At 70.3% G+C, this 24,794-nt stretch carries 28 protein-coding genes; 23 read left to right on the forward strand and 5 right to left on the reverse strand.

Annotated features, from left to right (window positions below; translation table 11 throughout):
• Positions 1 to 267 precede the first annotated feature (267 nt).
• From LPC04_RS05260 to LPC04_RS05300, 9 genes are all read left to right on the forward strand, one after another.
• Positions 268 to 966 (forward strand): 3-oxoacid CoA-transferase subunit A, encoded by a 699-nt coding sequence (locus tag LPC04_RS05260; RefSeq protein ID WP_275681131.1) that lies wholly within the window; start codon positions 268 to 270, stop codon positions 964 to 966.
• A 1-nt stretch (position 967) separates the two neighbouring features.
• Positions 968 to 1,615 (forward strand): 3-oxoacid CoA-transferase subunit B, encoded by a 648-nt coding sequence (locus tag LPC04_RS05265; RefSeq protein WP_275681132.1) that lies wholly within the window; start codon positions 968 to 970, stop codon positions 1,613 to 1,615.
• Between the two features lie 71 nt (positions 1,616 to 1,686).
• The gene (locus tag LPC04_RS05270) at positions 1,687 to 2,424 is read left to right on the forward strand and encodes an acetoacetate decarboxylase (protein ID WP_275681133.1); all 738 of its coding nucleotides are present in this window, start codon (positions 1,687 to 1,689) and stop codon (positions 2,422 to 2,424) included.
• A gap of 24 nt (positions 2,425 to 2,448) precedes the next feature.
• On the forward strand, positions 2,449 to 3,231 hold the full coding sequence (locus LPC04_RS05275; RefSeq protein WP_275681134.1) for a 3-hydroxybutyrate dehydrogenase: 783 nt from the start codon (positions 2,449 to 2,451) through the stop codon (positions 3,229 to 3,231).
• Positions 3,231 to 3,905, forward strand: coding sequence for an HAD family hydrolase (locus LPC04_RS05280; protein ID WP_275681923.1), 675 nt, complete (start codon positions 3,231 to 3,233; stop codon positions 3,903 to 3,905). The genes LPC04_RS05275 and LPC04_RS05280 overlap by 1 nt, the downstream gene beginning before the upstream one ends.
• 22 nt (positions 3,906 to 3,927) lie before the next feature.
• Complete coding sequence (locus LPC04_RS05285; protein WP_275681135.1) at positions 3,928 to 4,896, forward strand: NAD-dependent epimerase/dehydratase family protein; 969 nt, start codon at positions 3,928 to 3,930, stop codon at positions 4,894 to 4,896.
• An 8-nt stretch (positions 4,897 to 4,904) separates the two neighbouring features.
• Positions 4,905 to 5,426 (forward strand): YgjP-like metallopeptidase domain-containing protein, encoded by a 522-nt coding sequence (locus tag LPC04_RS05290; protein WP_275681924.1) that lies wholly within the window; start codon positions 4,905 to 4,907, stop codon positions 5,424 to 5,426.
• 154 nt (positions 5,427 to 5,580) lie between these two features.
• Positions 5,581 to 6,513, forward strand: a complete 933-nt coding sequence (locus LPC04_RS05295; protein ID WP_275681136.1) for a response regulator — start codon at positions 5,581 to 5,583, stop codon at positions 6,511 to 6,513.
• A 44-nt stretch (positions 6,514 to 6,557) separates the two neighbouring features.
• Complete coding sequence (locus LPC04_RS05300) at positions 6,558 to 7,841, forward strand: MFS transporter (protein ID WP_275681137.1); 1,284 nt, start codon at positions 6,558 to 6,560, stop codon at positions 7,839 to 7,841.
• Here the strand turns inward: LPC04_RS05300 and LPC04_RS05305 are convergent.
• Positions 7,838 to 8,311, reverse strand: coding sequence for a GFA family protein (locus LPC04_RS05305; protein WP_275681138.1), 474 nt, complete (start codon positions 8,309 to 8,311; stop codon positions 7,838 to 7,840). The genes LPC04_RS05300 and LPC04_RS05305 overlap by 4 nt on opposite strands.
• A gap of 66 nt (positions 8,312 to 8,377) precedes the next feature.
• Positions 8,378 to 8,818: a carboxymuconolactone decarboxylase family protein gene (locus tag LPC04_RS05310; protein ID WP_275681139.1), complete on the reverse strand. Its 441-nt coding sequence runs from the start codon at positions 8,816 to 8,818 to the stop codon at positions 8,378 to 8,380.
• A 129-nt stretch (positions 8,819 to 8,947) separates the two neighbouring features.
• On the opposite strand from LPC04_RS05310, the gene pdxR reads away from it, so the two are divergent.
• Positions 8,948 to 10,381, forward strand: coding sequence for a MocR-like pyridoxine biosynthesis transcription factor PdxR (gene pdxR / locus LPC04_RS05315; protein ID WP_275681140.1), 1,434 nt, complete (start codon positions 8,948 to 8,950; stop codon positions 10,379 to 10,381).
• A gap of 4 nt (positions 10,382 to 10,385) precedes the next feature.
• Here pdxR and LPC04_RS05320 read toward each other — a convergent pair whose 3' ends face one another.
• Entirely contained in the window at positions 10,386 to 11,048 is a 663-nt protein-coding gene (locus tag LPC04_RS05320) for a TetR/AcrR family transcriptional regulator (protein ID WP_275681141.1), read from the reverse strand.
• A gap of 63 nt (positions 11,049 to 11,111) precedes the next feature.
• Between LPC04_RS05320 and LPC04_RS05325 the strand changes: the two genes are divergently transcribed.
• Positions 11,112 to 11,696, forward strand: coding sequence for a hydrolase (locus LPC04_RS05325; protein WP_275681142.1), 585 nt, complete (start codon positions 11,112 to 11,114; stop codon positions 11,694 to 11,696).
• A 4-nt stretch (positions 11,697 to 11,700) separates the two neighbouring features.
• On the opposite strand, the gene LPC04_RS05330 is transcribed toward LPC04_RS05325, so the two are convergent.
• On the reverse strand, positions 11,701 to 11,922 hold the full coding sequence (locus tag LPC04_RS05330) for a hypothetical protein (protein ID WP_275681143.1): 222 nt from the start codon (positions 11,920 to 11,922) through the stop codon (positions 11,701 to 11,703).
• Positions 11,923 to 12,195: 273 nt separating this feature from the next.
• On the opposite strand from LPC04_RS05330, the gene LPC04_RS05335 reads away from it, so the two are divergent.
• The 3 genes from LPC04_RS05335 (at position 12,196) to LPC04_RS05345 (ending at position 13,343) form a co-directional block, all read left to right on the forward strand.
• Positions 12,196 to 12,393, forward strand: coding sequence for a hypothetical protein (locus tag LPC04_RS05335; protein ID WP_275681144.1), 198 nt, complete (start codon positions 12,196 to 12,198; stop codon positions 12,391 to 12,393).
• A 163-nt stretch (positions 12,394 to 12,556) separates the two neighbouring features.
• On the forward strand, positions 12,557 to 12,895 hold the full coding sequence (locus LPC04_RS05340; RefSeq protein WP_275681145.1) for a hypothetical protein: 339 nt from the start codon (positions 12,557 to 12,559) through the stop codon (positions 12,893 to 12,895).
• A 40-nt stretch (positions 12,896 to 12,935) separates the two neighbouring features.
• Positions 12,936 to 13,343, forward strand: coding sequence for an MAPEG family protein (locus LPC04_RS05345; protein ID WP_275681146.1), 408 nt, complete (start codon positions 12,936 to 12,938; stop codon positions 13,341 to 13,343).
• A gap of 4 nt (positions 13,344 to 13,347) precedes the next feature.
• On the opposite strand, the gene LPC04_RS05350 is transcribed toward LPC04_RS05345, so the two are convergent.
• Positions 13,348 to 13,863 carry a TspO/MBR family protein gene (locus LPC04_RS05350; RefSeq protein WP_275681147.1) on the reverse strand — a complete coding sequence of 172 codons (516 nt, stop codon included), beginning with the start codon at positions 13,861 to 13,863 and terminating at the stop codon, positions 13,348 to 13,350.
• Positions 13,864 to 13,967: 104 nt separating this feature from the next.
• Here LPC04_RS05350 and LPC04_RS05355 point away from each other — a divergent pair, with 104 nt between their 5' ends.
• The 9 genes from LPC04_RS05355 to LPC04_RS05395 all read left to right on the forward strand — a co-directional run bounded on the left by LPC04_RS05355 (position 13,968) and on the right by LPC04_RS05395 (position 24,686).
• Positions 13,968 to 14,606 (forward strand): YbhB/YbcL family Raf kinase inhibitor-like protein, encoded by a 639-nt coding sequence (locus LPC04_RS05355; protein ID WP_275681148.1) that lies wholly within the window; start codon positions 13,968 to 13,970, stop codon positions 14,604 to 14,606.
• 463 nt (positions 14,607 to 15,069) lie between these two features.
• A complete protein-coding gene (fusA, locus tag LPC04_RS05360) occupies positions 15,070 to 17,109 on the forward strand; it encodes an elongation factor G (RefSeq protein WP_275681149.1) in 2,040 nt (679 codons plus the stop codon).
• 76 nt (positions 17,110 to 17,185) lie between these two features.
• Positions 17,186 to 17,995, forward strand: a complete 810-nt coding sequence (locus LPC04_RS05365; protein ID WP_275681150.1) for a hypothetical protein — start codon at positions 17,186 to 17,188, stop codon at positions 17,993 to 17,995.
• A complete protein-coding gene (locus LPC04_RS05370; protein WP_275681151.1) occupies positions 17,992 to 18,372 on the forward strand; it encodes a hypothetical protein in 381 nt (126 codons plus the stop codon). Before LPC04_RS05365 ends, LPC04_RS05370 begins: the two co-directional genes overlap by 4 nt.
• 95 nt (positions 18,373 to 18,467) lie before the next feature.
• Positions 18,468 to 18,983 carry a MarR family winged helix-turn-helix transcriptional regulator gene (locus LPC04_RS05375; protein WP_275681152.1) on the forward strand — a complete coding sequence of 172 codons (516 nt, stop codon included), beginning with the start codon at positions 18,468 to 18,470 and terminating at the stop codon, positions 18,981 to 18,983.
• Between the two features lie 117 nt (positions 18,984 to 19,100).
• Positions 19,101 to 20,504, forward strand: coding sequence for an efflux transporter outer membrane subunit (locus LPC04_RS05380; RefSeq protein WP_275681153.1), 1,404 nt, complete (start codon positions 19,101 to 19,103; stop codon positions 20,502 to 20,504).
• Between the two features lie 31 nt (positions 20,505 to 20,535).
• A complete protein-coding gene (locus LPC04_RS05385; protein ID WP_275681154.1) occupies positions 20,536 to 21,714 on the forward strand; it encodes an HlyD/EmrA/EmrK family protein in 1,179 nt (392 codons plus the stop codon).
• Entirely contained in the window at positions 21,711 to 23,300 is a 1,590-nt protein-coding gene (locus LPC04_RS05390) for a DHA2 family efflux MFS transporter permease subunit (RefSeq protein WP_275681155.1), read from the forward strand. The genes LPC04_RS05385 and LPC04_RS05390 overlap by 4 nt, the downstream gene beginning before the upstream one ends.
• 60 nt (positions 23,301 to 23,360) lie before the next feature.
• Positions 23,361 to 24,686, forward strand: a complete 1,326-nt coding sequence (locus LPC04_RS05395) for a S1C family serine protease (protein WP_275681156.1) — start codon at positions 23,361 to 23,363, stop codon at positions 24,684 to 24,686.
• Positions 24,687 to 24,794 lie beyond the last annotated feature (108 nt).

A 24,794-nucleotide genomic window follows, 5' to 3' on the forward strand; every position in this document is an offset into this window, starting at 1 on the left:
GGCGCCTCTGGGTGCGTCCGGTGCGGGCCGAGCCCCGCACTGCCGAGCAGTCTCACACGGAAGGGCGACAACTGTCTTGCCATAAGCCGCCAACGTCGAGCTACGTACGGATGGTCCGGCATTTCGGAGCCGCGCGAGTGACTTCCGGAGCCAATCGGCGGTCATTTCGCACGCTCGTGGCCTCCGGCAGACGCCAGAGCCGCACTCCGCCCCAGGGTCGGGGCCCGTTTGGTAGATTGCAGTCCAACTGACGAGGTGGCAAGACCGATGATCGACAAGATCGTTGAAAGCGCGGCGGCGGCCCTCGCGGACGTGAAGGACGGGTCGACCGTGATGATCGGCGGCTTCGGCACCGCCGGCCTGCCCGACGAACTGATCGCCGCGCTGTTGGACCAGGGCGCGCGCGATCTGGTCGTCGTCAACAACAACGCCGGCAACGGCGACACCGGCCTGGCCGCGCTGCTGGCCGCCGGCCGGGTGCGCAAGATCATCTGCAGCTTCCCGCGCCAGGTCGACTCCTGGCACTTCGACAAGCTGTATCGCGAGGGCAAGATCGAGCTGGAACTGGTGCCGCAGGGCAACCTCGCCGAACGCATCCGCGCCGCGGGCGCCGGCATCGGCGCGTTCTTCACGCCCACCGGCTACGGCACCATCCTGGCCGAAGGCAAGGAGACGCGCGAGATCGACGGCAAGATGCAGGTGCTGGAATACGCGATCCACGCGGACGTCGCGCTGATCAAGGCCGAACGCGGCGACCGCTGGGGCAACCTCACCTACCGCATGACCGCCCGCAACTTCGGGCCGGTCATGGCGATGGCCGCGAAATGCACGGTCGCGACGGTGCACGAGGTCGTCGAACTGGGCGCGCTCGACCCCGAGGCCGTCGTCACGCAGGGCCTGTTCGTGCAGCGCGTGGTCAGGATTCCCCGCACCGCGACGCGCGGCGCCGGCTTCAAGGCGGCATGACATGAACAATCTTCCGCGCTGGACCCGCGACCAGATGGCCGCGCGCGTCGCCCAGGACATCGCCGACGGCAGCGTCGTCAACCTCGGCATCGGCCTGCCCACGCTGATCGCCAACCACCTGCCGGCCGGGCGCGAGGTGATCCTGCAAAGCGAGAACGGCATCATCGGCATGGGCCCGGCGCCCGCGCCCGGCCACGAGGACTTCGACCTCACCAACGCCGGCAAGCAGCCGGTGACGCTGCTGCCCGGCGGCTCGTTCTTCCACCACGCCGACAGCTTCGCGATGATGCGCGGCGGGCACCTCGACATCTGCGTGCTCGGCGCCTTCCAGGTGTCGGCGCACGGCGACCTCGCCAACTGGCACACCGGCGCCGAGGGCGCGATCCCGGCCGTCGGCGGCGCGATGGATCTCGCGATCGGCGCCAGGCGCACCTTCGTGATGATGGAGCACCTGACCAAGGCCGGCGAGAGCAAGCTGGTCGAGCGCTGCACCTATCCGCTGACCGGCCTGGCCTGCGTCAGCCGCGTCTACACCGATCTCGCGGTCATCGACGTCGGGCCGCGGGGCGCGACGCTCGTCGACATGGTCGAGGGGCTGACGTTCGACCAGTTGCAGGCCGTCACCGCGATTCCCCTTGCTCGTGGGTGAAGAAGGCTTCCGACATCGACTCTTCAGCAGAGTCTGTTAGAAATGCTGCACCGCAACGCCGAAAGCAAGCCATGACCGAAGACGAGGTGCGCCAGCGCGCCTTTGCGATGCCGCTGCACAACCCGGCGTTCCCGCCCGGGCCGTACCGCTTCGTCAACCGCGAGTACCTGATCATCTCGTACCGCACCGACCCGGACGCTTTGCGCGCGCTGATCCCGGCGCCGCTGCAGCTCGCCGAGCCGGTGGTGAAGTTCGAGTTCATCCGCATGCCCGACTCCACCGGCTTCGGCGACTACACCGAGTCGGGCCAGGTGATCCCCGTCACGTTGAACGGCGAGCACGGCGGCTTCGTGCTGTCGATGTTCCTCGATGACCACCCGCCGATCGCCGCCGGCCGCGAGCTGTGGGGCTTTCCGAAGAAGCTCGGCAAGCCCGAACTGCGCGTGCACACCGACACGCTGATGGGCACGCTCGACTACAGCGAGTTCCGCATCGCCACCGGCACCATGGGCTTCAAGCACAAGCACATGGACCACGACGTGGCCAAGGCCGCGCTCGAGGCGCCGGCGTTCCTGCTCAAGATCATCCCGCACGTCGACGGCACGCCGCGCATCTGCGAGCTGGTCAAGTACTCGCTCACCGACGTCACCGTCAAGGGCGCCTGGACCGGCCCCGGGGGCCTCGACCTGCGCCACCACGCGCTGGCGCCGATCGCCGACCTGCCGGTGCTGGAGATCCGGTCGACGGTGCACGTCATCGCCGACCTCTGCCTGCCGCTGGGCACCGTCGCCCACGACTACCTGGCCTAACCACTCATTCCACAGGAGAACACCATGCAACTCAAGGACAAGGTCGCCATCATCACCGGCTCGGCCAGCGGCATCGGCAAGGAAATCGCGCTCGAGTACGCCAAGGAAGGCGCCAAGGTCGTGATCGCCGACCTGATGCTGGCCGCGGCGCAGGCCACCGCCGACGAGATCAACAAGAGCGGCGGCAAGGCGATGGCCGTCGAGATGAACGTCACCGACGAGGCGGCGGTCGACGCCGCCACCGCGAAGGTGGTCGAGCAGTTCGGCGGCGTCGACGTGCTGATCTCCAACGCCGGCATCCAGATCATCAGCCCCATCGTCGACTTCAAGTACGAGGACTGGAAGAAGCTGATGGCCATCCACGCCGACGGCGCCTTCCTGACCACGCGCGCCGCGATGCGCGCGATGATCAAGCAGGGCAAGGGCGGCTCCATCATCTACATGGGCTCGGTGCACTCGCACGAGGCCTCGCCGCTGAAGTCGGCCTACGTCACCGCCAAGCACGGCCTGATCGGCCTGGCCAAGACGGTGGCCAAGGAAGGCGCCAAGGACAAGATCCGCGCCAACGTCATCTGCCCGGGCTTCGTGCGCACGCCGCTGGTGGAAAAGCAGATCCCCGAGCAATCGAAGGCGCTGGGCATCAGCGAGGCCGACGTCGTCAAGAACGTGATGCTCAAGGACACCGTGGACGGCGAGTTCACGACGGTGCAGGACGTCGCGCAGCTGGCGGTGTTCCTCGCGGCGTTCCCGACCAATGCGCTGACGGGCCAGTCGATCACCGTGAGCCACGGCTGGCACATGCAGTGATCCGGGCCGGCCATTTCAAGGCGGCCATCTTCGACATGGATGGCCTGCTGATCGACTCCGAGCGCGCGATCTCGCAGGCGTGGATCGCCGGCGCGCGCGAGCTCGGGTTCGACCTGAAGATGGCCGACTTCGTGCGCGTGATCGGCACGGCGGCGCAGCAGTCGACGGCCATGCTGATCGAGATCATGGGCAGCGAGGAGCGCATGCGCGCCGTCGCCGCGAAGGCGCGCGCGCTGCTGCCGCAGGCCGGCGGCGCGCCGGTGTTTCCGCTCAAGACGGGCGCGCTGCCGCTGCTCGAATCGCTGCATGCCGCGGGCATCCCGTGCGCGGTCGCGTCGTCGTCCAGCGTCGACGAGATCCGCCATCGGCTGGGCCATGTCGACGTGCTGAAGTACTTCAAGTGCATCGCCGGCGGCAACGAGGTCACGCACGGCAAGCCCGATCCCGCGCTCTACCTGCTCGCCGCGGCGCGGCTGGGCGTGGCACCCGAGGATTGCATCGCGTTCGAGGACAGCGAGAACGGCGCGCGCGCCGCACAGTCCGCGGGCGTGCGCGTCGTGATCGTGCCCGACCTGAAGCAGCCGCCGGACGACGTCGCGGCGCGCGCGCATGGCGTGATCGGCTCGCTGGGCGATGCGATCGACCACGTCCCGCACTGGTTCCCGAGCCTCTGAGCCGTGTGATGAAATCGGGCGGATGAACCTGCTCGTCCTCGGCGGCACGATCTTTCTCGGCCGCCACGTCGTCGCGGCGGCGCTGGCGCGCGGCCACCGCGTCACGCTGCTCAATCGTGGCCGCCATGGCACGGCGCTGTTTCCCGAGGTCGAGCGCCTCGTCGGCGATCGCGATGGCGACATGCGCGCGCTGCAAGGCCGCGTGTTCGACGCCACGATCGACTGCAGCGGCTACACGCCCGAGCAGGTCGTGCGTTCGACGACGGCGCTGGGCGACGGCGCGGGCCACACCGTGTTCGTGTCGTCGATCTCGGCCTATGCCGGCTTCGCGCCGGACAGGCTCTACGACGAGACCGCCCCGCTGGCCGCGGGCCACGAGGGCTACGGCGCGCTCAAGGCCCGCGCCGAGGAGGCCTTGCTCGCCGCCCGCCCCGGCCAGGCGGCGATCGTGCGGCCCGGGCTGATCGTCGGCCCGCACGATCCCACCGGTCGCTTCGACTACTGGCCGCGCCGCGTCGTGCGCGGCGGCGAGGTGCTGGCACCGGGACGCCCCGAGCGCCCGGTGCAGTTCATCGACGCGTGCGACCTCGCGGCGTGGTGCGTCGACCTGGCCGAAGCGCGGACCGCGGGCACGTTCAACGCGGTCGGCCCGCGGATGCCGATGCGCGAACTGCTCGAGATCTGCCGCGATGTCTCCGCCAGCGACGCGCGCTTCACGTGGCTGTCCGACGAGACGCTGCTCGCGCTCGATGTCGCGCCGTGGACGGGCTTGCCGCTGTGGCTCCCCGAGTCCGACCCGGCGTTCGGCGGCATGCTGCTGGCCGACCTCTCGCGCGCCCGCGCCGCGGGCCTGCGCACGCGGGACGCGCGCGCGACCATCGCCGACACGCTCGCCTGGACGCCCGACGCCGACGACCTCGCCGCCGCACGCCCCGTCGCGACGCTGTCCGCCGAACGCGAGGCCGAGATCCTCGCGCTGCCGCGACCATGAGCGACGACCTGCGCTTCCTCGGGGGCTATCCGGCGTCCACACTCGACCAGGTGCGCGACCTGATCGCGCAAGGCAGGCTCGGCGACTACCTCGCGCGCCGCTATCCCGAACGCCACGACGTGCGCAACGACGGCGCGCTGTACGAGCACGCGATGGCGCTCAAGCAGCGCTACCTGCGCAACGCGCCGCTGCTGTCCAAGGTGGCCTACGACGACCGGCTGCAGGTCGACCAGCGCGCGCTCGGCACGCTGACGGCGGTCTCGCGCGTGCAGGGCGGGCAGTTGAAGGCCAAGCGCGAGATCCGCGTGGCGGCGCTGTTCAAGGACGCGCCCGCCGACATGCTGCAGATGATCGTCGTGCACGAGCTTGCGCATCTGAAGGTGCGCGAGCACGACAAGGCCTTCTACGCGCTGTGCGAGCACATGCTGGCGGACTATCACCAGATCGAGTTCGATACGCGGCTGTACCTCACGTGGCGCGCGCTCGATGGGGCCGCGGCCGTGACGGAAATCACACCCCCGAACACGTGATTTGAGCGGCGTGCGCAGGGCCTCGCGTCACCGGACGGATTGGCGTGGCCGACTTCACGAACTGGCTCGGATTGCATCGGTGTTTCCACGGATCAGCAGGCCCCATTGCCTCTATCCTCATGGCATCCGAAAAGCACTTCCGGCGCCGTTGCTCATGACCACCCTTTTCCTCGCGCTCATCGTCGCCTTCGCCGCCGGCTTCGCGGCCTGGCGAGTGGTCGTCCGCCGCCGTTCCGCAGACACCCAGGCCGCTCGCGAGACCGCGACGCGCACGGCGCTCGCCGCCGCGCGCCAGGGCGTGGCCGAAGGCCGCGCCCCGGTCGCCGCACCGCCCGCCAATGCCAACGCCGCCGCCGATGTCGAGGCCGCGCGCGCCACCGCGCGCGCCAAGGCCGAACGCGTGATCGCGGCCGAGGCCGCGCGCCGCAAGGCCGCGATCCAGAAGGCGCAGAACGTCGCCCGCGTCGAGGCCGAGCGCCGCGCCGCCGAGGCCGCGAAGGCCGCGGCCGAGCTCGCGTCGACGCTGCCCGCCAATCGCCTGCCGAGGGTCGAGCGCACGACGCCCATCCTGCCCAGGCCGGCCGCCGCCGCGCCCGCCCCGGCCCTCGTCGAGAAGACCACGCCCCTGGTTCGTCCGGCCGCGGTCGCGCCGCGCAAGCCCGTGCCGACCGTGCTCAAGACCGTCGAGCAGACGCTGGTCATGCTGGTCGACGATTCGAAGATGGTGCGCGTGAAGTCCAGCCGCCTGCTGGCCTCGCACGGCTTCCAGGTCGTCACCGCGGTCGACGGCATCGACGCGTTGAAGCAACTCGAGAACTGCTGCCCCGACCTCGTGATCACCGATGTCGACATGCCCGGCATGGACGGCTTCGGCCTGGTCAGCGCGCTGCGCGGCAATGCGCGCACGCAGCAGATCCCGCTGGTGATGATCACGTCCGCCGAGGATCGCCACCGCGACGAGGCGATGCGCCTGGGCGTCGGTCTCGTGATGGGCAAGCCCTACGACGAGGCGGCGCTGATCGCCCACATCCGCGGCTTCAAGTTCTTCGCCCGCGCCGACGAGCCGGAAGCGCTGGCCTGCGCCTGAGCGGCAACGGCCCGGCCGCCGAACGCGGCCGGTAGCATGTCGGGATGCGCGTGACCTTCCCGTTCAAGAGCCCGCTGCCGGGCACGTCCTTTCACTGGCTCCTGTGGAGCGACGCGCTGACGCTGCTGTCGATGATGGTGGGGGCCGTGGCGCTGCCGTGGTGGATCGCGCAGTCCGGCGGCGCGCACGACCTGGCGGTCTACGGCGTGCTGGCCGCGGCGATGGGCTTCGTCGCGCTGCCGCTGCTGTCGCCGTTCGTCGACCGCCATTCGAAGCGCAGCCTGATGGTCGTCGGCCTGCTGGGCTTCGGCATTTCCGGCGCCGCGATGGCCGCGTTCGCCTCGTGGTCGCACTACCGGCTCGACGTGGTCGTCGCCATCGCGGCGATCGCCGTGCTGGCCAACGCGCTGGTGCAGCCGGCCACCAACAGCATCGTCACCGAACTCGTACCGCCCGCCGGGCTGTCGCAGGCGCTCGGGCTGCAGCAGTCGGCGCAGGCCGCCGGCCGGCTGGTCGGGCCCGCCATCGCCGGCGCCGTGCTGGCCGCGGTCGGCACCGCCTGGACGCTGTGGCTGGGCGCGCTGCTGCTGTTCGCCGCCGCGTTGCTGGCCACGCGGCTGCCGCGGCCCGACACCACCGTCGCGCCGCCGCCGCGGCGCGCCTGGGCCACCGAGTTCCGCGTCGGCCTGCGCGTCAACTGGGCCATTCCGATCGAGCGCGGCTGGGTGCTCTGCAACTTCGTCGCCGCGCTGGTGATGATGCCCTGCGTGACGATGCTGGTGCCGCTGAAGGTGCAGTCGCTCGGGCTGTCGGCCGCGTGGCTGGGCTGGTGCGAGGCGGCGCTGTCGCTGGGCCTGCTCGTGGGCTCGCTCGGGCCGGCGACCTGGTGGACGCGGGCGCAGGGCCGCTTCGCGACGCGCGTGACCAGCGCGGCGCTGATCGGCGTGGGCTGCGCGATCGCGGGCTGGACAAGCGATCGCCACGTGCTCGTCGCGATGTTCGCGCTGATGGGCTTCGCGAGCGCGGCGACGAACCTGGTCGGCAAGACGCACCGCATGCTCGCGCGCCCGCTCGCGTTCCGCGCGCGCATGTCGGCGGCGGCGATCATGACGACGCAGGTGTCGCAGACGCTGGGCCCGGCCATCGCGGGCCTGGCACTGGTGCACTGGAGCCTGCGCGCCGTCTACCTCGGCTTCGGACTGGCCAGCATCGCGTCGGCGCTGGGCTTCTTCCTCATCCCGGGCTTTCGAGCGTTCATGGCGCTCGACCACGAACAGGTCGACGGCTTCTACGCCCGAACGTATCCGCAGGTGTTCGAGACCGCCTAGCTTTCCAGGTGGTGCCGCCGGTGCCAGTCGGCCAGCGATTCCTTGGGATAGTCGTCGAAGAACTCATCGGCCGGACGCACGTGCGCGTCGACCCATTCGGGCTTGAACTCCAGCATCATGTGCGTGACGTCGGGCGCCTTGGGCAGCTCGGTGTCGACCGCGCCGGCATGCGGGTGCACCAGCTCCGGCCAGGTCGGATCGTAGAGCCACAGCGCGGTGCCGCAGTGCTTGCAGAAGTGGCGCTGGCCGGTGCTGGCGTGGCCGTCCTCCAGCCTGGCCTGGTAGACGGACAGGTGCTCCCCGCCCTTGACCTTCAGCGTGCGGTGGTCGGCGCCCAGGTTGATGGCGTAGCCGCCCGTGCCGGCGGTCTTGCGGCAGATCGAGCAGTAGCAGCGCATGAACGGCACCGGCTCGTGCGCCGTCACCGTGTACGTCACCGATCCGCAATGACAGGATCCTTCCAGCAGCATCGTCGCTCCCCGCGTGAGGGGCACGCGCCCGCGCGCCCACGGCGGGGATCGGCAAGAGGCGTACCTTCAGGCGTCGGGCATCTTGCGGAACGCGATGGCCAGCCGGTTCCAGCAGTTGATCATCGAGATCGCCAGCGTCAGGTCCATCTGCTCCTTCTGCGTGAACTGCGCGTCGAGCGCGGCGTGGACGTCGTCGGGGGCGTGGCTGGTCGAGATCAGCGTGACGGCCTCCGTCCACGCGAGCGCGGCGCGTTCGCGCGGCGTGAAGAACGGCGTCTCGTGCCAGGCCGACAGCGCGTAGAGCCGGCGCTCGGTCTCGCCGCCCTTGCGGGCATCGGCCGAGTGCATGTCGACGCAGAAGGCGCAACCGTTGATCTGCGAGGCGCGCAGCTTGACAAGCTCGAGCAGCGGCTTTTCGAGGCCCAGCTTCTCGGTGGCGGCCGAGAAGGCCAGCATGGCCTTGGTCGCATCGGGGGAGGCCTTGTAGAGGTCGAGACGGGGTTCCATGGCGTGCTCCTGGTTCGTTGAGGTGTGCACGAATCGTAGGAGCGCCGGGGCCCGCTGCGGGCGGCCAATTCCGGACAAGACGAGGTGACCACTGCCGCGGCGATGCCCGACAGCCCCGAGAATGGCGCCATGGAACTGCACGTCGTGATCACCGGCGACAAGGATCTGTCGGGCCAGCTTTACCGACAGCTGCACGACGCCATCCGCACCGGACGGCTGGCCGCCGACGAGCAGTTGCCGCCGTCGCGCCTGCTCGCCGAGCGCCTGGGGATCTCGCGCAAGACGGTGTCCGAGGTCTACGCGCGCCTGACCTTCGAGAAGCTGCTCGTGGGCCGCGTCGGCGTCGGCACCTTCGTCGCGCCGCAGGTGCCCGCGCGCGTGACGCTCGCGCCCGCGCGCCCGCTCGCGAGCCACGCGGCGGTCGAGAAGTGGCGCACGCTGGCGCTGCCGCTGCGCCATCCGCCGGCGGCCGGCAGCGCGCGCTACGAGTTCATCGGCGGCTCGCCGGCGATCGAGCTGTTCCCGCATGCCGACTGGCGCCGCTGCACGCTGCATGCGCTGCGCGAGAACGCCCGCACCCGCGCGCTCTACGGCCCGGCCGAGGGACAGCCCGAGCTGCGCGAGGCGATCGCGCGCCACGTCGGCTTCGCGCGCGGGGTGCGCTGCAGGCCGCAGCAGGTCGTCGTGACCAACGGCGCGCAGCAGGCGCTGGCGCTGCTGGCGCGCGTGCTGGTCGAGCCCGGCAGCACCGCCGCGGTCGAGGATCCCGGCTACCCGCAGGCGCAGCTGATCCTGGGCGCCAACGGCGCGCGCCTGGTGGGCGTGCCGGTCGATGCCGAGGGCATCGTCGTCGACGCGATTCCCGCCGACGCGCGCCTGGTCTACGTGACGCCGTCGCACCAGTTCCCGCTCGGCATGCCCATGAGCGAGCAGCGCCGGCGCGCGCTGCTGGCGCGGGCCGGCGAGATCGGCGCGATCGTCGTCGAGGACGACTACGACAGCGAGTTCCGCTACGAAGGCCGGCCGACCGACTCGCTGCAAGGCATGGACGACAGCGGCAACGTCGCGCTGGTCGGCTCGTTCTCGAAGACGGTGTCGCCGTCGCTGCGCCTGGGCTACGTGATCGCGCCGCCGGCGGTGGCGGAGGCCGTCGCCAACATGAAGCACCTCGTCGACTGGCACACGCCCACGCAGACGCAGGTCGCGCTGGCGAAGTTCATGGCCGACGGCGACCTGCAGCGCCACATCCGCCGCTGCCACGCAGCCTACGCCGAGCGTCGCGAGCGGCTGCGGGCGCGCTTCGCGGACGACCTCGCGCCCTGGTTCGAGCTGGTGCCCACGGTCGCCGGCTTCCACATGGCGGCGCTCGCGCGCCGCGCCATCGACATGCCCACGCTGCTCAACCTGGCGCGCCGCGTCGACGTCGGGCTGTATCCGCTGGCCGGCTTCTACCGCTTCCAGCCGCCGCGCGACGGCCTGATGCTGGGCTTCGGCGTGATCGCGGCGGCCGACATCGACCCGGCGCTGGATCGCGTGCGCGACGTGCTGCAACAGATGGGGTGAGCGGTCAGGGCTGCAGCTTGGCGACCAGGTAGCCCACCAGCATCGCGTCGAGCTCGCGCGCCGCGGCCTTGAGCTCGGCGCCCTCGAGATCGCCGCGCAACTGCACCGCCGACTTCATCACGTGCTGAACGACCGGTGCCATCGCGTGCAGCGTCTTGCGGTCGGCGTGCGGCGCGTGGCGCTGCAGGATCGCCTCGACGCGCTCGCGCACCTTGCGCCGCACGCCCACCACCAGCGGCGACGGCGGGCCCGGGCGCTCCACGAGCGTCGCGAACGCCGGATGGTCGGCGCGGAACTCGACGAAGCAGACGGCCAGCGTGTGCGCCAGGTCCGGCGTGGCGAGCGCGGGCGCGCGCTCGGCCAGGCCGTCCAGCCGCAGCCACAGCGCGTCGACCTGCTCGCGCAGCAGCGCGTCGGCCACGGCCTCCTTGGTGCGGAAGAACTGGTACAGCGAGCCGATGGACGACTCCGACTGCGCGGCGATCTCGGTCATCGTCGCGGCGTCGAAGCCCTTGACGGCGAACACCTCGGCCGCGGCCGCGAGCAAGGCCTCGACGCGCAGTTGTCCGCGCGCGCGGCGCGGCGTGCGCGCCGATGCGGCGGCATCGTCGTCGACGGCCGCCTCGGCGGCGGCGGAATCCCCTGGATCGGGAAGGGCGTTGGACATTTATGAGTGTTTCCTCATAAACTTTGAAATGAGGATGTCCTCATGTTATTCCGGAATTCCATCATGTCCCTGTCAAACCCCTTGAGCCTGGATGCCGCCACCACCGCCCTGGTGCTGATCGATCTCCAGCAAGGCATTGTTCCGTACGCGAAGGCGCCCTACGACTCGGCGGCCGTGCTCGCCAACGCGGTGCCGCTGGCCGCGGCCTTCCGCGCCGCGAAGGCGCCGGTGGTGCTGGTGAAGGTGGGATTCTCGGCCGATGGCGGCGACGCGCTCAAGGCCACCGTCGACGCTCCCAACCCGCCCGGCGCGCCACCGGCCAACTGGCTGGACGACACCCCGGAACTGCCCGCGCAGCCCGGCGACATCCACATCCTGAAGCGCCAGTGGGGCGCGTTCCACGGCACCGAGCTCGACCTGCAGCTGCGCCGCCGCGGCATCAGGACGATCGTGCTGGCCGGCATCGCGACCTCGATCGGCGTGGAATCGACCGCGCGCAACGCCTGGGAGCTGGGCTACGACATCGTCTTCGTGGAGGACGCCACCAGCGGCCCCGACGCCGGCACGCACGCGAACTCGTTCGAGAAGATCTTCCCCCGCCTGGGCCGGGTGCGCCGCACCGCCGACGTGCTCGCGGCGCTGAAATGAGGCGTCAGCCGTAGTTGCGGATCCAGGCCAGGCCCTCGGTGTAGGCCGCGTCGATCGCGGTGTCCTCCGTGGTGTGCTGGCCGCGCGGTACGGCGATCTCGCGCGGACGCGTCGGCCAGACCTGCTTGGAGATGATCAGATTCGGGGCGAAGCGGCCGGCGTCCACCGGCTTGGCACTGCAGAGCAGCTCGTAGTTCTGCCACTTGAAGACCCGGGTGTTGTCCATCGCCGCTCCTGCTGTAGAGATTGACAGTATGCGCCAAGCCAGATGACAGATCCGCGCGGTGCCGGACAAAGTGCGGCAACCGCGGGTTTCCACAGGAGAAGGGGTCCCGATCCAGGCGCGATTCGGCGATCGATACGGAGCCGAGTATTTTGCGGACCACGTGTCAACCGCCCCCACGCGACTGCCGTTGTGTGTCCAAGTCCGGTCGATGCCGGACCCGCTCTCGAGAGAGTCGGAGCCAAAACGAATCTCGTCTGAACCGGAATTCCTGAAATGACCAAGACCTTCATCGTTGCCGCCCTGCTCTCTTCCTTCGCGGCCGTTTCGTTCGCCCAAGGCGCGACCCCCGCCGCCGACGCTGCCTCGGCCCCGGCCAAGCACATGAAGGCCAAGAAGGCGAAGAAGCCGCACCACGCCGCTTCCGCCGCGGTGGATCCGGAAAAGTCGGCTGACAAGAAGGGCGGCAACTAAGCAGTCCTCCGGCCGTCTGGCCGGATGATGCCGTTGCTTGCAAACTAGGGGGGGCGCCCTCCCTGGTTGCGAACGAGAAGGGTCGACGAACGTCGGCCCTTTTCGCTTTCCGGGCCTCGCTCGCGACCTGACGGGACGAGGCGGCGACAATCGCCACGTCCCGATGCCCACCCGACGCCCGCCCCGCCAGAGCCATCACGTGTACGTGGTGCTGCTCGACGACCGCGTCTGGAACGAGCCGTCGTTCCGCAAGGCCAATCCCGACCACGCGCTGGGCCGACCCTGCGTCTACGTCGGCATGACCGGCCTCGACCCCGACCTGCGCTTCGACAAGCACAAGGCCGGCATCCAGTCCAACCGCTTCGTCTTCAAGTACGGGCTGCGCCTGCTGCCCGCGCTCTACGCCGTCTACAACCCGATGCCCTACGAGGCCGCGCGCGAGATGGAGGTGGAACTGGCCATCGGGCTGCGCGAGGCGGGCTATGGCGTCTGGCAGGCCTGAGCGCGTTATGCTGGCCGCCTCTCAACTGCCGAGCACCACGATGACCAAGACGTTGATGATCCTGGCCGAACTGGTCGTGATCAACTGGGCGCTGATCCTGACGGCCGCCATGGTCAGGTCGAAGATGTGGAAGCCGTCGGGCCTGCTGGCGGCGCTGGGCAACCGGGACAAGCAGGAGGAATGCACCGGCTTTCCCGCCCGCACCGAGCGCGCCGCCAGGAACATGCTCGACAACATGGTGCTGTTCACCGCGCTGGTGCTGGTGGCCAGCGCCGCCGGCGTCACGAGCCCCGAAGTCGAGCTCGGCGCGCGCATCTTCTTCTGGGCCCGGGTCGTCTACATCCCGATCTACATGATCGGCATTCCGGTCGCTCGCACGGCCGTGTGGGCGCTCAGCATCGTCGGCATGGGGATGATCTTCGCGGCCATCGCCCGCGCCCTGTACTGACGCGCTAGCGCCGGTTCATCTTCCAGACCGCCGTGCTCAGCACGGTGGCGAACGCGACCCAGGCGACCAGCGGGACGCCGGTGGCGGCGGCGGGCTTGTCGACCGGGCGCGCCGCGGCGACGTAGGCCGTGGCGGTCGCGGCGATCGCCGCGGAGCCCACTGCAGCGGCGCCCAGGTTGTGCCGTCCGAAGAACAGCCGGGTCCAGCCGGTGATCATCGCGACGTTGGCCGCGAACAAGGCCAGCGCGCGATTGCGCTGCGGCGTCGACGGCTGGCGCGCCAGGCGGTAGGCCCCGACGGCCAGCGCGCCGTCGAGCGCCGTCCAAACGATCGGAAACACCGCCTTGGGCGGATTGAAGCGCGGCTTGCGCAGCAGGGCGTACCAGACCTTGGTCGAGAGCGAACGCGACGGCCGGTCGCCCAGCGAGGCCAGCGCCGGTGCGACGAGCGCGCTGGCGGCCAGCGCGGCCGCGGCAGGCCGGGACAGGCTGCCGTCTTCGAACAGGTTCTTCTGCTGCATCGGGACACTCCGGAGAAACGATCCGCGTGGGCAGCAAGTCGCGGGCCCACGCTCGCGCACGTGGCTTGCCTGGATGAGCGCAATACGTTCACAGAGACTTCGCCATGCTCGAGAAACTGCCCGACTTCATCGGCCACGCGCTGCGCGACCAGCGCGCCGGCCTGGACCAGCTCGTGTTCAATCGCCTGCCGCTGCGCGACGGCCACGGCACGATCGCCGTCACCAGCGGCGTGTTCGTCGACCACGGCCCGCTGCCGGTGGCCTGCACGGCCGACGGCGAGGGCGTCTCGCCGCCGCTGCACTGGGCCGGCGTGCCGGAAGGAGCGACGTCGGTCGCGCTGATCGTCGAGGACGCCGATTCGCCGACGCCGCATCCGCTGGTGCATGCGATCGCGGTCGGCCTGCCGGTCAGGATAGCCGCACTGCGCGGCGGCGCGCTGGCCGACGACGAGGACACGCCGGCGACCTCGACGCTGGGGCTCAACTCGTACCTGCAGCACAGCTGGCTCCCGCCCGACCCGCCGCCCGGCCACGGTCTGCACCGCTACGCGTTCCAGGTCTTCGCGATCGGCGGCGACGAGCCGGTGCCCGACGCGCCGGGCCGCGACGCGTTGATCGAGGTGCTCGAGGCGCGCGCGATCGCCAGCGGCATGATCATCGGCACCTACGAGCGGCACGACACGACGGTCAAGTCGTCCGAGCCCGCGCTCGAGGCGGTGCCGCAGGGGGCGACGCCCGCTTGAACTGCGCGCCGGCGCATCCACATGCGCGACGAGGCGCCCCGTCGAGTCCGCCGGAAAGCCACCACTGCTCGTAGAGCCATCGCCTTCACCGGATAATGACACCCATCATGAAAACCACCCAGCACTTCCAAGTGAACAAGGCCACGCTCGCCACCTGAGTGCTCTTCGACATTTCCGTCGGAGGGCCGCGCCCTGCCGACCAGACAGAACCCCGGCAGGCTCAAGTCTCCCGGGGTTTCGTTTTTTCCGCTGCTGAAATTCCATCCACCTGCAAGGCTCGCCATGCGCACGTACGACAAGCTGATCGCCACGATTCCCGACCGCCGGGACGTGGATGACCCACGCCCGTGCTCCGGCCACGGGACTCGAACCAGCAGCTGACCCTCCGGTGAATCGCCGGGCGGCGGCTGCGACAAGACAGCACACCTGGCGGCGCGAGCAACGCGCCCTCGAAAGATTCACCATGACCACGAACACCACTCGTCTTCGCAACCTGCGCAACATCGGCGTCATCGCGCACGTCGACGCGGGCAAGACCACGACCACCGAACGCATCCTGTTCTACACCGGCGAGAACCATCGCATCGGCGAGGTGCATGACGGCAACACGCGCATGGACTTCGACCCGCAGGAGCGCAAGCGCGGCATCACGATCAACAGCGCGGCCATCACGGTGCACTGGAACGGCACGCAGATCAACCTGATCGACACGCCGGGGCACATCGACTTCAACATCGAGGTCAACCGCTCGCTGCGCGTGCTCGATGGCGCAGTCGTGGTGTTCGACGGCGTGGCCGGCGTCGAGCCGCAGACGGAGACCAACTGGCGCCTCGCGGACAAGTACCGCGTGCCGCGCATCGCCTTCGTCAACAAGCTCGACCGCACGGGGGCGGACTTCGCGCGCGTCGTCGCAATGATGGAAGAGCGCCTGGGCGTGGCGGCGTTGCCGCTGCAGCTGCCGATCGGCGCGGAGGGCGACTTCCGCGGCGTCGTCGACCTGCTGCGCATGCGCGCGCTCGTCTGGGACAAGGACGACGCGAGCGAACCGTACCGCGTGGCCGACGTGCCCGCCGAGCTTCTCGATGAGGCGCGGCGTGCGCGGGCGCGCCTGGTCGAGGCGATCGTCGAACAGGACGACGCGACGCTGGACGCGTGGCTGCGCGGCGAGGAGGTGTCGCTCGAGGCGCTGCAGGCCTGCCTGCGCAAGGGCACGCTGGCCGCGGCCTTCGTGCCGGTGCTGGCGGGCTCGGCCTTCAAGAACCGCGGCGTGGAGCCGCTGCTGGATGCCGTGGTGGACTACCTGCCGCGGCCGGGAGAAGTGAATCATGAAGACGAATTGCTGAATGCCGATCCCGATGCGCCGTTCGCGGCCCTCGCGTTCAAGGTCGTCGCCGACGACCACGGCGCGATGACCTTCGTGCGCGTGTACCGCGGGCGCCTCGCGCGCGGCGCGAGCGTGTTCAATGCGTCCACCGGCCGCAACGAACGCATCTCGCGCGTGTACGAAGTGCACGCGGACAAGCACATCGAGAAGGACGAGCTTGTCGCGGGCGACATCGCCGGCGTCGTCGGGCTGAAGGACACGCTGACCGGCCACACGCTGGCCGACAAGTCCCATCCGGTTCACCTGGAGGAGATCAGCGTGCCCGATCCCGTGATCGACGTCGCGATCGAGCCGAAGACGCAGGCCGACCAGCAGAGCCTCGGCAAGGCGCTGCAGGCCATGCTGCGCGAGGATCCGAGCCTGAAGGTGCGGCAGGACGCCGACTCCGGGCAGACGATCCTGTCCGGCATGGGCGAGCTGCAGCTCGAGGTCTCGGTCGAGAAGCTGCGCGCGCGGCACGGCGTGGACGTGACGGTGGGCCGCCCGCAGGTGGCCTACCGCGAGACGATTTCGACGGAGAGCGAGGTTCATCATGTGCACAAGAAGCAGAGCGGCGGCCCCGGCCAGTTCGCGGAACTGAAGCTGCGTCTGGCGCCGCTGGCGCGCGGCGAGGGCTTCCGCTTCGTCAACGAGAGCGTCGGCGGCGCGATCCCGCGCGAGTTCGTTCCCGCGATCGAGGCCGGTATCCGCCGCGCCGCGCAAGTGGGCGTCGCCGCCGGGTTCCCGACCGTCGACTTCGAGGCGACCGTGCTGGACGGCAGCTTCCACGAGCGCGATTCGTCGTCGCTGGCCTTCGAGCTGGCCGCGGCGGCCGCGTTCCGCGAAGGCGCCGCCCGCGCGACGCCGCTGGTGCTGGAGCCGATCATGGCCGTCGAGGTGATCACGCCGATCGACCACCTCGGCGACGTCATCGGCGACCTGCATCGCCGGCGCGGCAACGTGCAAGGCCAGACGCAGCGCGGCAACGCGTCCGTCGTCACCGCGACGGTGCCGCTGAAGGAGATGTTCGGCTACATCGGCCACCTGCGCGCCATGACCTCGGGCCGGGCGCAGTACTCGATGCAGACGAGCCACTACGACGTGGCGCCGGTGCGCGAGCGCCAGGCACTGGCGGCGTGAGCGCTGCCTGAAGGGCGCGTGTTCCGCGAGGGGCACGCGCCCTTTTTTTCAGGATTGCCGGTTGCTCGCGACGGTCATGCGACTCCTGCTGCTCGTCCTCGTGTTGCTGTCAGCGCCGGCCTGGTGCGCGACATCCGCAGCCGGTGCGCCGACAGAGCAGCAAGTCGAAGTGACCGCGCGGCTGCCCGGGGCGCGCGACGAGAAGACGCTGGCGCAACTGCTGAGCGCGCGCGACGCCTTCGAGCGCCACCATGCGCTCGCGCCCGATGCGGCGCTGGCCTTCCGGCTCTACGCTCGGCTCGACGCGAAGGATCTTGATCGGCTGCGCCTGTTCCTCGTCGACGGCCGGCAGCGGACGGAAGTCCCGCTCGACGATCACCAACGCTTCACGCTGTCGCCGGACTGGACGCGCGCCCTCGCCGACCGCGGCGCGCTGCTGCAGACCAACCTGCCCGACGGCGCCGTCGCCTGGAAGGTCGACGTGCGCTCGCCGGGCGTGCCCGCCGGCCAGGGTCGCCTCGGCGACCTGCGCCTCGAGTGCGAGGCCGACACCTTCCACGGCAACCTGCAGCGCGGCCTGCGCACGCCGGTGTCGGCCATCCTGGACGCCAGCGACGAGCTGTGCCGGCTCGACGACGCCGAGGTCTGGTTCGCGGAGCGGCCGATCTTCGGCGTGGCGCTGGTCTCTGGCATGCGGCGGCGCGTTCTGCCCTACAGCTACCTGCACGGCAGCACCGGCACGATGACGCTCGCCGGCCTGTTCGACTGGCCCCATGCCCTGCGCGATCGCGCGTATTTCCTGCCGCTCGAAGACAGGTCGTGGCCGGACGACACGCAGGTGATGTTCGACGCCATGGACGATCCGCAACCCGAGCCGGCCCCATGAAGCGCCTGCTGGCCTCCGCCGCGATCGCCCTGTGTCTGGCGGGCTGCAGCACCGTCGGCAATGGTCGCCTGGTGCAGCTCGACGCGGTGCACGCCCAGGCGTTGCTCGTGCCTGGCCGGACGACGCGCGACGACGTCCGCCAGGCGCTCGGCGACGGTGCCGTCATCCATTTCGACAGCGGCATGGAGACCTGGCACTACGCGTACCGCGAGGGCATCGCCAAGGGCTGGGACGACGTGCCCTACGTCAACCTGATCGTCGCCCGGCTCGATCGGCCGATCAAGGAACTGGTGATCCTGTTCGATGCGAACGGCGTGCTCAGGCGCTGGTCGCTGCAGGAATACCGGGCGCGCGACGCGTCGGCCAAGCCGGGCTGACGGCGGCCCCGCCCGGCATCCCGCCTGCCCTGCGGAAGCACCCGACGCCGGCAGGGGCATTTGCCTGCGATAGTTGCATGCGTTACTATCTCATCATGAACAATCAAGAACGCAATCGTTCCGCCCAGAGCATGGCGGCCGCCGAGCGGGCCCACAGCCGCGCCGGTGCCGGCGGCGTCGGCGACATCGCGATCTACATCCTGATGCGCACCTGCAACGTCATGATGCACGAGCGCCTGGGCAACCTGCTCGAGCCGCACGACCTGACGCCGCTGCCCTACATGACGATGATGGCCTTGTACAGCCGCGCCGAGAACCTGGCCAACCCGTCCGAGCTGAGCGACGCCACGGGCGAGACGCGCGGCAACATGACCCGCATCTGCGACGACCTCGTCGACAAGGGCTGGATGAAGCGCGTGCCCAACGCCGAGGATCGCCGCCGCGTCGATCTCTCGCTCACCGACTCGGGCATGAGCCTGCTCAACACGATCGCGCCGCAACTGCGGCAGAACGCCGATGAGTTCTACAAGCGCACGTTCACCAAGACGGAGAAGGCGACGCTGCAGCAGTTGCTGACCCAGTTTTCCGAAGCTCTGGCCAACGAACTCTGAACCCTGAAGGCATCCGTGCACCGGGTGCCCTTTTTTTACCCTAATGGTTGCAAAATGAACTATCTATCAAGTGACTATTTCCACGGAAATCACGCGAAGCGCCTGCTGCCCGTAGCGATGGCCGTCCTGATGCTCGGGCTCGCCGGCTGCGCGCCGCTGCCGCCCAAGGACGCGCCGCCCACCTTCGCCGCCGCGCGCACTGCCGACCTCGTGCCCGATGCGGCGGCGTCCGCGCCCGCGGCCAGCGCCGCGCCGGTGCTCGGCGACTACGGCGACGCCCAGCTCACGCGCCTCGTCGCGCTGGCGCTGCAGGACTCGCCGACGATGGCCGTCGCCCAGGCGCGCGTGCGCCAGGCCGATGCCGCCGCCGGCGAGACCGAGTCGGCCGCCGGCGCCAGCCTGTCGCTCGACGGCCAGGCCACGCGCGAGCGCTATCCGGAACACGGCCTCTACCCGCCGCCGATCGCCGGCTCGACGCGCACCAGCGGCCATGTCGCGCTCGATTTCTCCTACGACTTCGACTTCTGGGGCCGCAACCGCAAGGCGCTCGACGCCGCGCTGGGCCGCGCGGCCGCCTCGCGCGCCGACGCGCAGGCCGCCGCCGCCACGCTGGCCACCGGCGTCGCGCGCACCTACTTCCAGTGGCAGGCCGCCGACCAGCACCTGCGCATCGCGCAGACCGTCGAGACGCAGCGCCAGGCGCTGCTCGAGCGCCAGGCCCGCCGCGTGCGCGCCGGCCTCGCGCCCGGCTCCGACCTCGCGCCGCTCGACGCCGACGCGGCCGCCCCGCGCCAGAACATCGTGCAGCTCGAGACGCAGCGCGCACAGGCCGAGCGCCAGCTGCAGGCGCTCGTCGGCGTCCACGCGCTGCCGGCGCTCGTCCCGATGCCGCTGCCGACGCCGGCCGCGCTGCCCGACGCCGCCGTCCGCCTGGACCTGCTGGCGCGCCGCCCCGAGATCGCCGCCGCGCGCGATCGCGTGCAGGCCGCGCTGAAGGACGTCGACTCGCAACGTGCCGCGTTCTACCCCGACATCAGCATCAGCGCCCTCGCCGGCTTCGACTCCCTCGCGCTGGGCTCGCTGCTGCACGGCTCCAACCGCGAGCTGGCCGCGACGCCCGCGATCCACCTGCCGATCTTCGACGCCGGCCGGCTGCGCGCGGGCCTGGACGCGAAGCGCGCCGATGTCGCGCTGGCCGTCGCGCAATACGACCAGGCGCTGCAGCAGGCCGTCGGCGACGTCAACGATGCGAGCGTGCGCATGCAGGGCGCCCAACGCGAGGCCGCGCCGCTCGCCGCGCAGGTGCGCGCGCGCGAGCACGACCTCGCGAGCGCCCGCGCGCGCGAGCAGGCCGGCCTCATCGACGGCCAGGCGCGCCTCGTCGACGAGCTCGTCCTGACCGGGCTGCAGGACCAGCAACTGAGCCTGCGCCTGCAGACCCTGCTCGCCCGCATCGACCTCGACCACGCCCTCGGCGGCGCGCTGCCGTCCTCGGCGACGGTCGCCAGCACCGCCCCGTGAACCTCCCTCCCATCGAACAAGAGACGACACCATGACCGACACCAATACCACCCCCGTTACGCCCGAACCCGCCAGCAAGGGCTCGCGCGCGAAGGCGCTGCTGATCGCCGGCACCACCTTCGGCCTCGCGGCCATCGCCTACGCCGTCTGGGTGCTGGGCTACGCGCAGTACCGCGAGAGCACCGACGACGCCTACGTGCAGGCCAACCTCGTCTACGTCAACGCGCAGGTCGGCGGCACCGTCACCGCGCTCGGCGCCGACGACAACCAGCCGGTCAAGGCCGGCCAGACGCTGATCACGCTCGACCACTCCGACGCCGCCGTCGCACTCGCAGACGCCGGCGCGCAGCTCGGCTTGGCGGTGCGCCAGGTGCGCGAGCAGCAGAGCGCGGTCGACCAGGGCCAGGCCGTCGTCGCGCAGCGCCGCACCGACCTGCAGCGCGCGCAGGACGACCTCGCGCGCCGCACGCAGCTCGCCGGCACCGACTCGATCGCCGCGGAAGACCTGCAGCACGCGAAGCAGGGCGTGGCCGCTGCACAGGACGCGTTGACCGTCGCCGAGAAGACGCTCGCGACGACGCGCGCTCCGGTCGCCGGCATCACGCTGCGCCAGAACCCGGCGGTGCTGCGCGCCCGCGCCGCCTACGTGCAGGCCTCGCTGGCCACGCAGCGCAACGACGTGCAGGCGCCGATGGACGGCGTCGTCGCGCGCCGCTCGGTGCAGGTCGGACAGCACGTGGCACCGGGCGCCGCGCTGCTGGCCGTCGTGCCGCTGCAGGGCGCGTGGATCGACGCCAACTTCAAGGAGCCGCAGCTGCGCCACATCCAGGTCGGCCAGCCCGCGACCGTCGGCACCGACCTGTATGGCGGCCATGTCGAATACCACGGCGTCGTCGCCAGCATCGCAGCCGGCTCGGGCGGCGCGTTCTCGCTGCTGCCGCCGCAGAACGCGACCGGCAACTGGATCAAGGTGGTGCAACGCGTGCCGGTGCGCATCGCGCTGGACCCGAAGGAACTCGCGGCGCATCCGCTGCGCGTGGGGCTGTCGACGGACGTCACGATCGACACGCACTCGCGCAGCGACGAGCAGAAGCCCGCGATGGCCCTGCCCGGCGCGAACTTCACGACGCCCGTGTTCGACGCGCAGTTGAAGACCGCCGAGACGCGCGCCGACGCGCTGATCGCGCAGGAAGCCGGGAGCGCGCAGTGAGCACCGCGGCCACGCTCCCCGCGGAGGATGCGCCAAGGCCCGCGGCGCCCGCGCCTGCGCACGCGCCCCTGCCCGCGCACCTGCTGCCGATCTTCACCATCGCCGTCGCCCTGTCGACGTTCATGGAGGTGCTCGACACATCGATTGCCAACGTCGCCGTGCCCACCATCGCCGGCAACCTCGCGGTCAGCCCGAACATGGGCACGTGGGTGATCTCGTCGTACGGCCTGGCCGCGGCCATCGTGGTGCCGCTGACCGGCTGGATCGCGCGGCGCTTCGGCGAGGTCCGGACCTTCGTCGTCTCGGTGCTGCTGTTCACGCTCGCCTCCGCGCTGTGCGGCCTGGCGACGAGCCTGCCGATGCTGGTGGGCTTCCGCTTCCTGCAAGGCCTGGTCTCGGGTCCGATGGTGCCGCTGTCGCAGACGCTGCTGCTGCAGAACTACCCGCCGGCCAAGCGCGGGATGGCGATGGCGCTGTGGTCGATGACGGTGGTCGTCGCGCCCATCTTCGGGCCGCTGCTGGGCGGCTGGATCACCGACAACGCGACCTGGCCCTGGATCTTCTACATCAACGCGCCGATCGGCCTGTTCGCGGCCTTCACCGCGTGGACGCTGCTGCGCCATCGCGAGACGCCGACGGCCCACCAGCCGATCGACATCGTCGGCCTCGTCGCGCTGTTCATCGGCGTGGGCAGCCTGCAGCTGATGCTGGACAACGGCAACGACCTCGACTGGTTCAACTCCCACGTGATCGCCACGCTGGCCGTGGTCGCCGTGGTCGGCCTGACGTTCTTCATCATCTGGGAGCTGACCGACGGCCACCCGATCGTCGACCTCACGCTGTTCAGGACGCGCAACTTCCGCTTCGGCACGATCGCGATGGCGCTCGGCTACATGGCGTTCTTCGCGATGACCGTGCTGCTGCCGCTGTGGCTGCAGACGGTGATGGGCTACACGCCGACGTGGGCCGGCATCGCGACGGCGCCGGTTGGAATCTTCGCGCTGATCGTCTCGCCGCTGGTCGGCAGGAACATCCAGCGCTTCGACCTGCGCGTCGGCGCGAGCCTCGCGTTCGTCATCTTCGGCGCGACGGCCTACTGGTTCTCGACCTTCGACCTCGACACCTCGATCGGCCACATCTTCCTGCCGCGCCTGGTGCAGGGCATCGCGGTGGCGTTCTTCTTCATCCCCATCAACCAGATTTTGCTGTCGGGCGTGCAGCCGCAGCGCATGGCCGCGGCGTCGGGGCTCTCGAACTTCTTCCGCACGCTCTCGGGCAGCATGGGCACGGCGATCGTGACGACGCTGTGGGACCACCGCACGCAGATCCACGAGGTGCGGCTGGCGGAGAACCTGACCACCAACGGCACCGCGTCGACGTCGTACCTGGACACGCTCGCGCAAGGCGGCGTCGCCGGCAACGCGGGCTACGCGCAGCTGCAGGGCGTGATCCACGCGCAGAGCGCGATGATCGCGACGAGCGAGGTGTTCTGGGGCATCGCGATCCTGTTCGCGCTGCTGATCGGCTTCGTGTGGCTGACCCGCCCGCCGTTCGGCGTGGCCGGGGGCGCTGCGGGCGGACACTGAGTGTGGCGCGGCGGGCGCGCTTGCATAATCTCGCCACTCATCAACGCGCCCGCCTCACGCATGACCCGACGTCCCGCCGATCTCCCGTCCACGTTCGCCCGTTCCTTCGCGAGCACGCTGCTCCTGTCAGGCGCGTTGATCGCGGCCCACGCCACCGACATCGACCTGAAGAAGCCGCAGCCGCAAGGCCTGACGCGCACGCCGACGAAGATCGAGCTGCCGCCGGGCGGCCGGGTGATGGAATTCTCGAAGTGGAAGACGGTGATCCCGCCCAACGACGTCGTGGGCGAGGTCAAGCCGGGCGTGTTCTGCAGCGAGGGCCGCGAGCTGCAGTACAACAAGAAGATCGACGAGTGGCTGCACTTCTCGGTGGACAAGGCATTCAAGGCCGAGGTGGTGCGCTACGGCTTCTCGACGCCCGAAGAGGCCATTTCGGTCTTCGACGACAAGGGCAACAACGGCACCGACTACCGCATCGGCGCCACGCTGATGGCCTTCGACTACCGCACCTGCGGCGACAAGGACCAGAGCGGTTCGGCCTACTCCAAGGTCAAGTGGGAAGTCTTCTCCGTGCGGCGCCAGCAAGTGGTCTACTCCGCCGTCATCGAGAACTCCTTCGCGTCGTCGAAGGACATCCCCGAGAAGGAATTCGACGCCGCCGTGATGGCGGGCCTCGTCGACAACCTGCTGGCCGACCCGGCGTTCGTCGCGGTGATCAAGTCCGGCGGCATGGCAGAGACGGCGCCGGCGCAGGCCCAGGCCGCGCTGCGTCTCGACCCCGGCCAGGTCGTCGCCGGCGGTGTCGACAAGGGCACGCCGAAGATCCTCGCCGCGGTGGCCACCGTCGAGAGCGGCATCGGATCGGGCTCGGCGTTCTACATCTCGCAGCAAGGCTACCTGCTGACGAACAAGCACGTGGTCGGCGACGACAAGTTCGTGCGCGTCAAGCTGTCCACCGGACGCAGCCTGGTCGGCGAGGTGATCCGCGTCGACAAGGTGCGCGACGTGGCCCTGCTGCACACCGATCCAGTCGGCGGCGAGGCGCTGGCGCTGCGCCCCGACGGCGGCGTCGTCGGCGAGGTGGTGTACGCGGTCGGCTCGCCGTTCGGGCAATCGCTCAGCGGCACGCTCACGCGCGGCGTGCTCAGCGCGCGCCGCGTGTTCGAAGGCGTGCCGTATCTGCAGAGCGACGTCGCCGTCAACCCGGGCAACAGCGGCGGCCCGCTGATCGACGCCAATGGCCGCGTGATCGGCATGTCGGCCATGCGGTTGGACGCGCAGGGCATCAACATCTTCATCCCGATCGACGACGTGCTGGACAAGCTGTCGCTCACGCTCGGCTCGTCGGTCGCGGCGGCGCCGGCCACCACCGCGACGGCGAAGTGAGGCGCCGCGGGTAGCGCCTGCGGGATCGGCAATCGCCTGACGCGGGCCCGCCACGCCTGCGCGCTCGCGCCTTGCAGGCGGGCTTTCCGCCTGGCCACGCGGGCACGT

Origin of the sequence: Scleromatobacter humisilvae (genome assembly GCF_023231945.1) — a bacterium.
In the GTDB taxonomy this organism is placed as follows: Bacteria; Pseudomonadota; Gammaproteobacteria; order Burkholderiales; family Burkholderiaceae_C; genus Scleromatobacter; species Scleromatobacter humisilvae.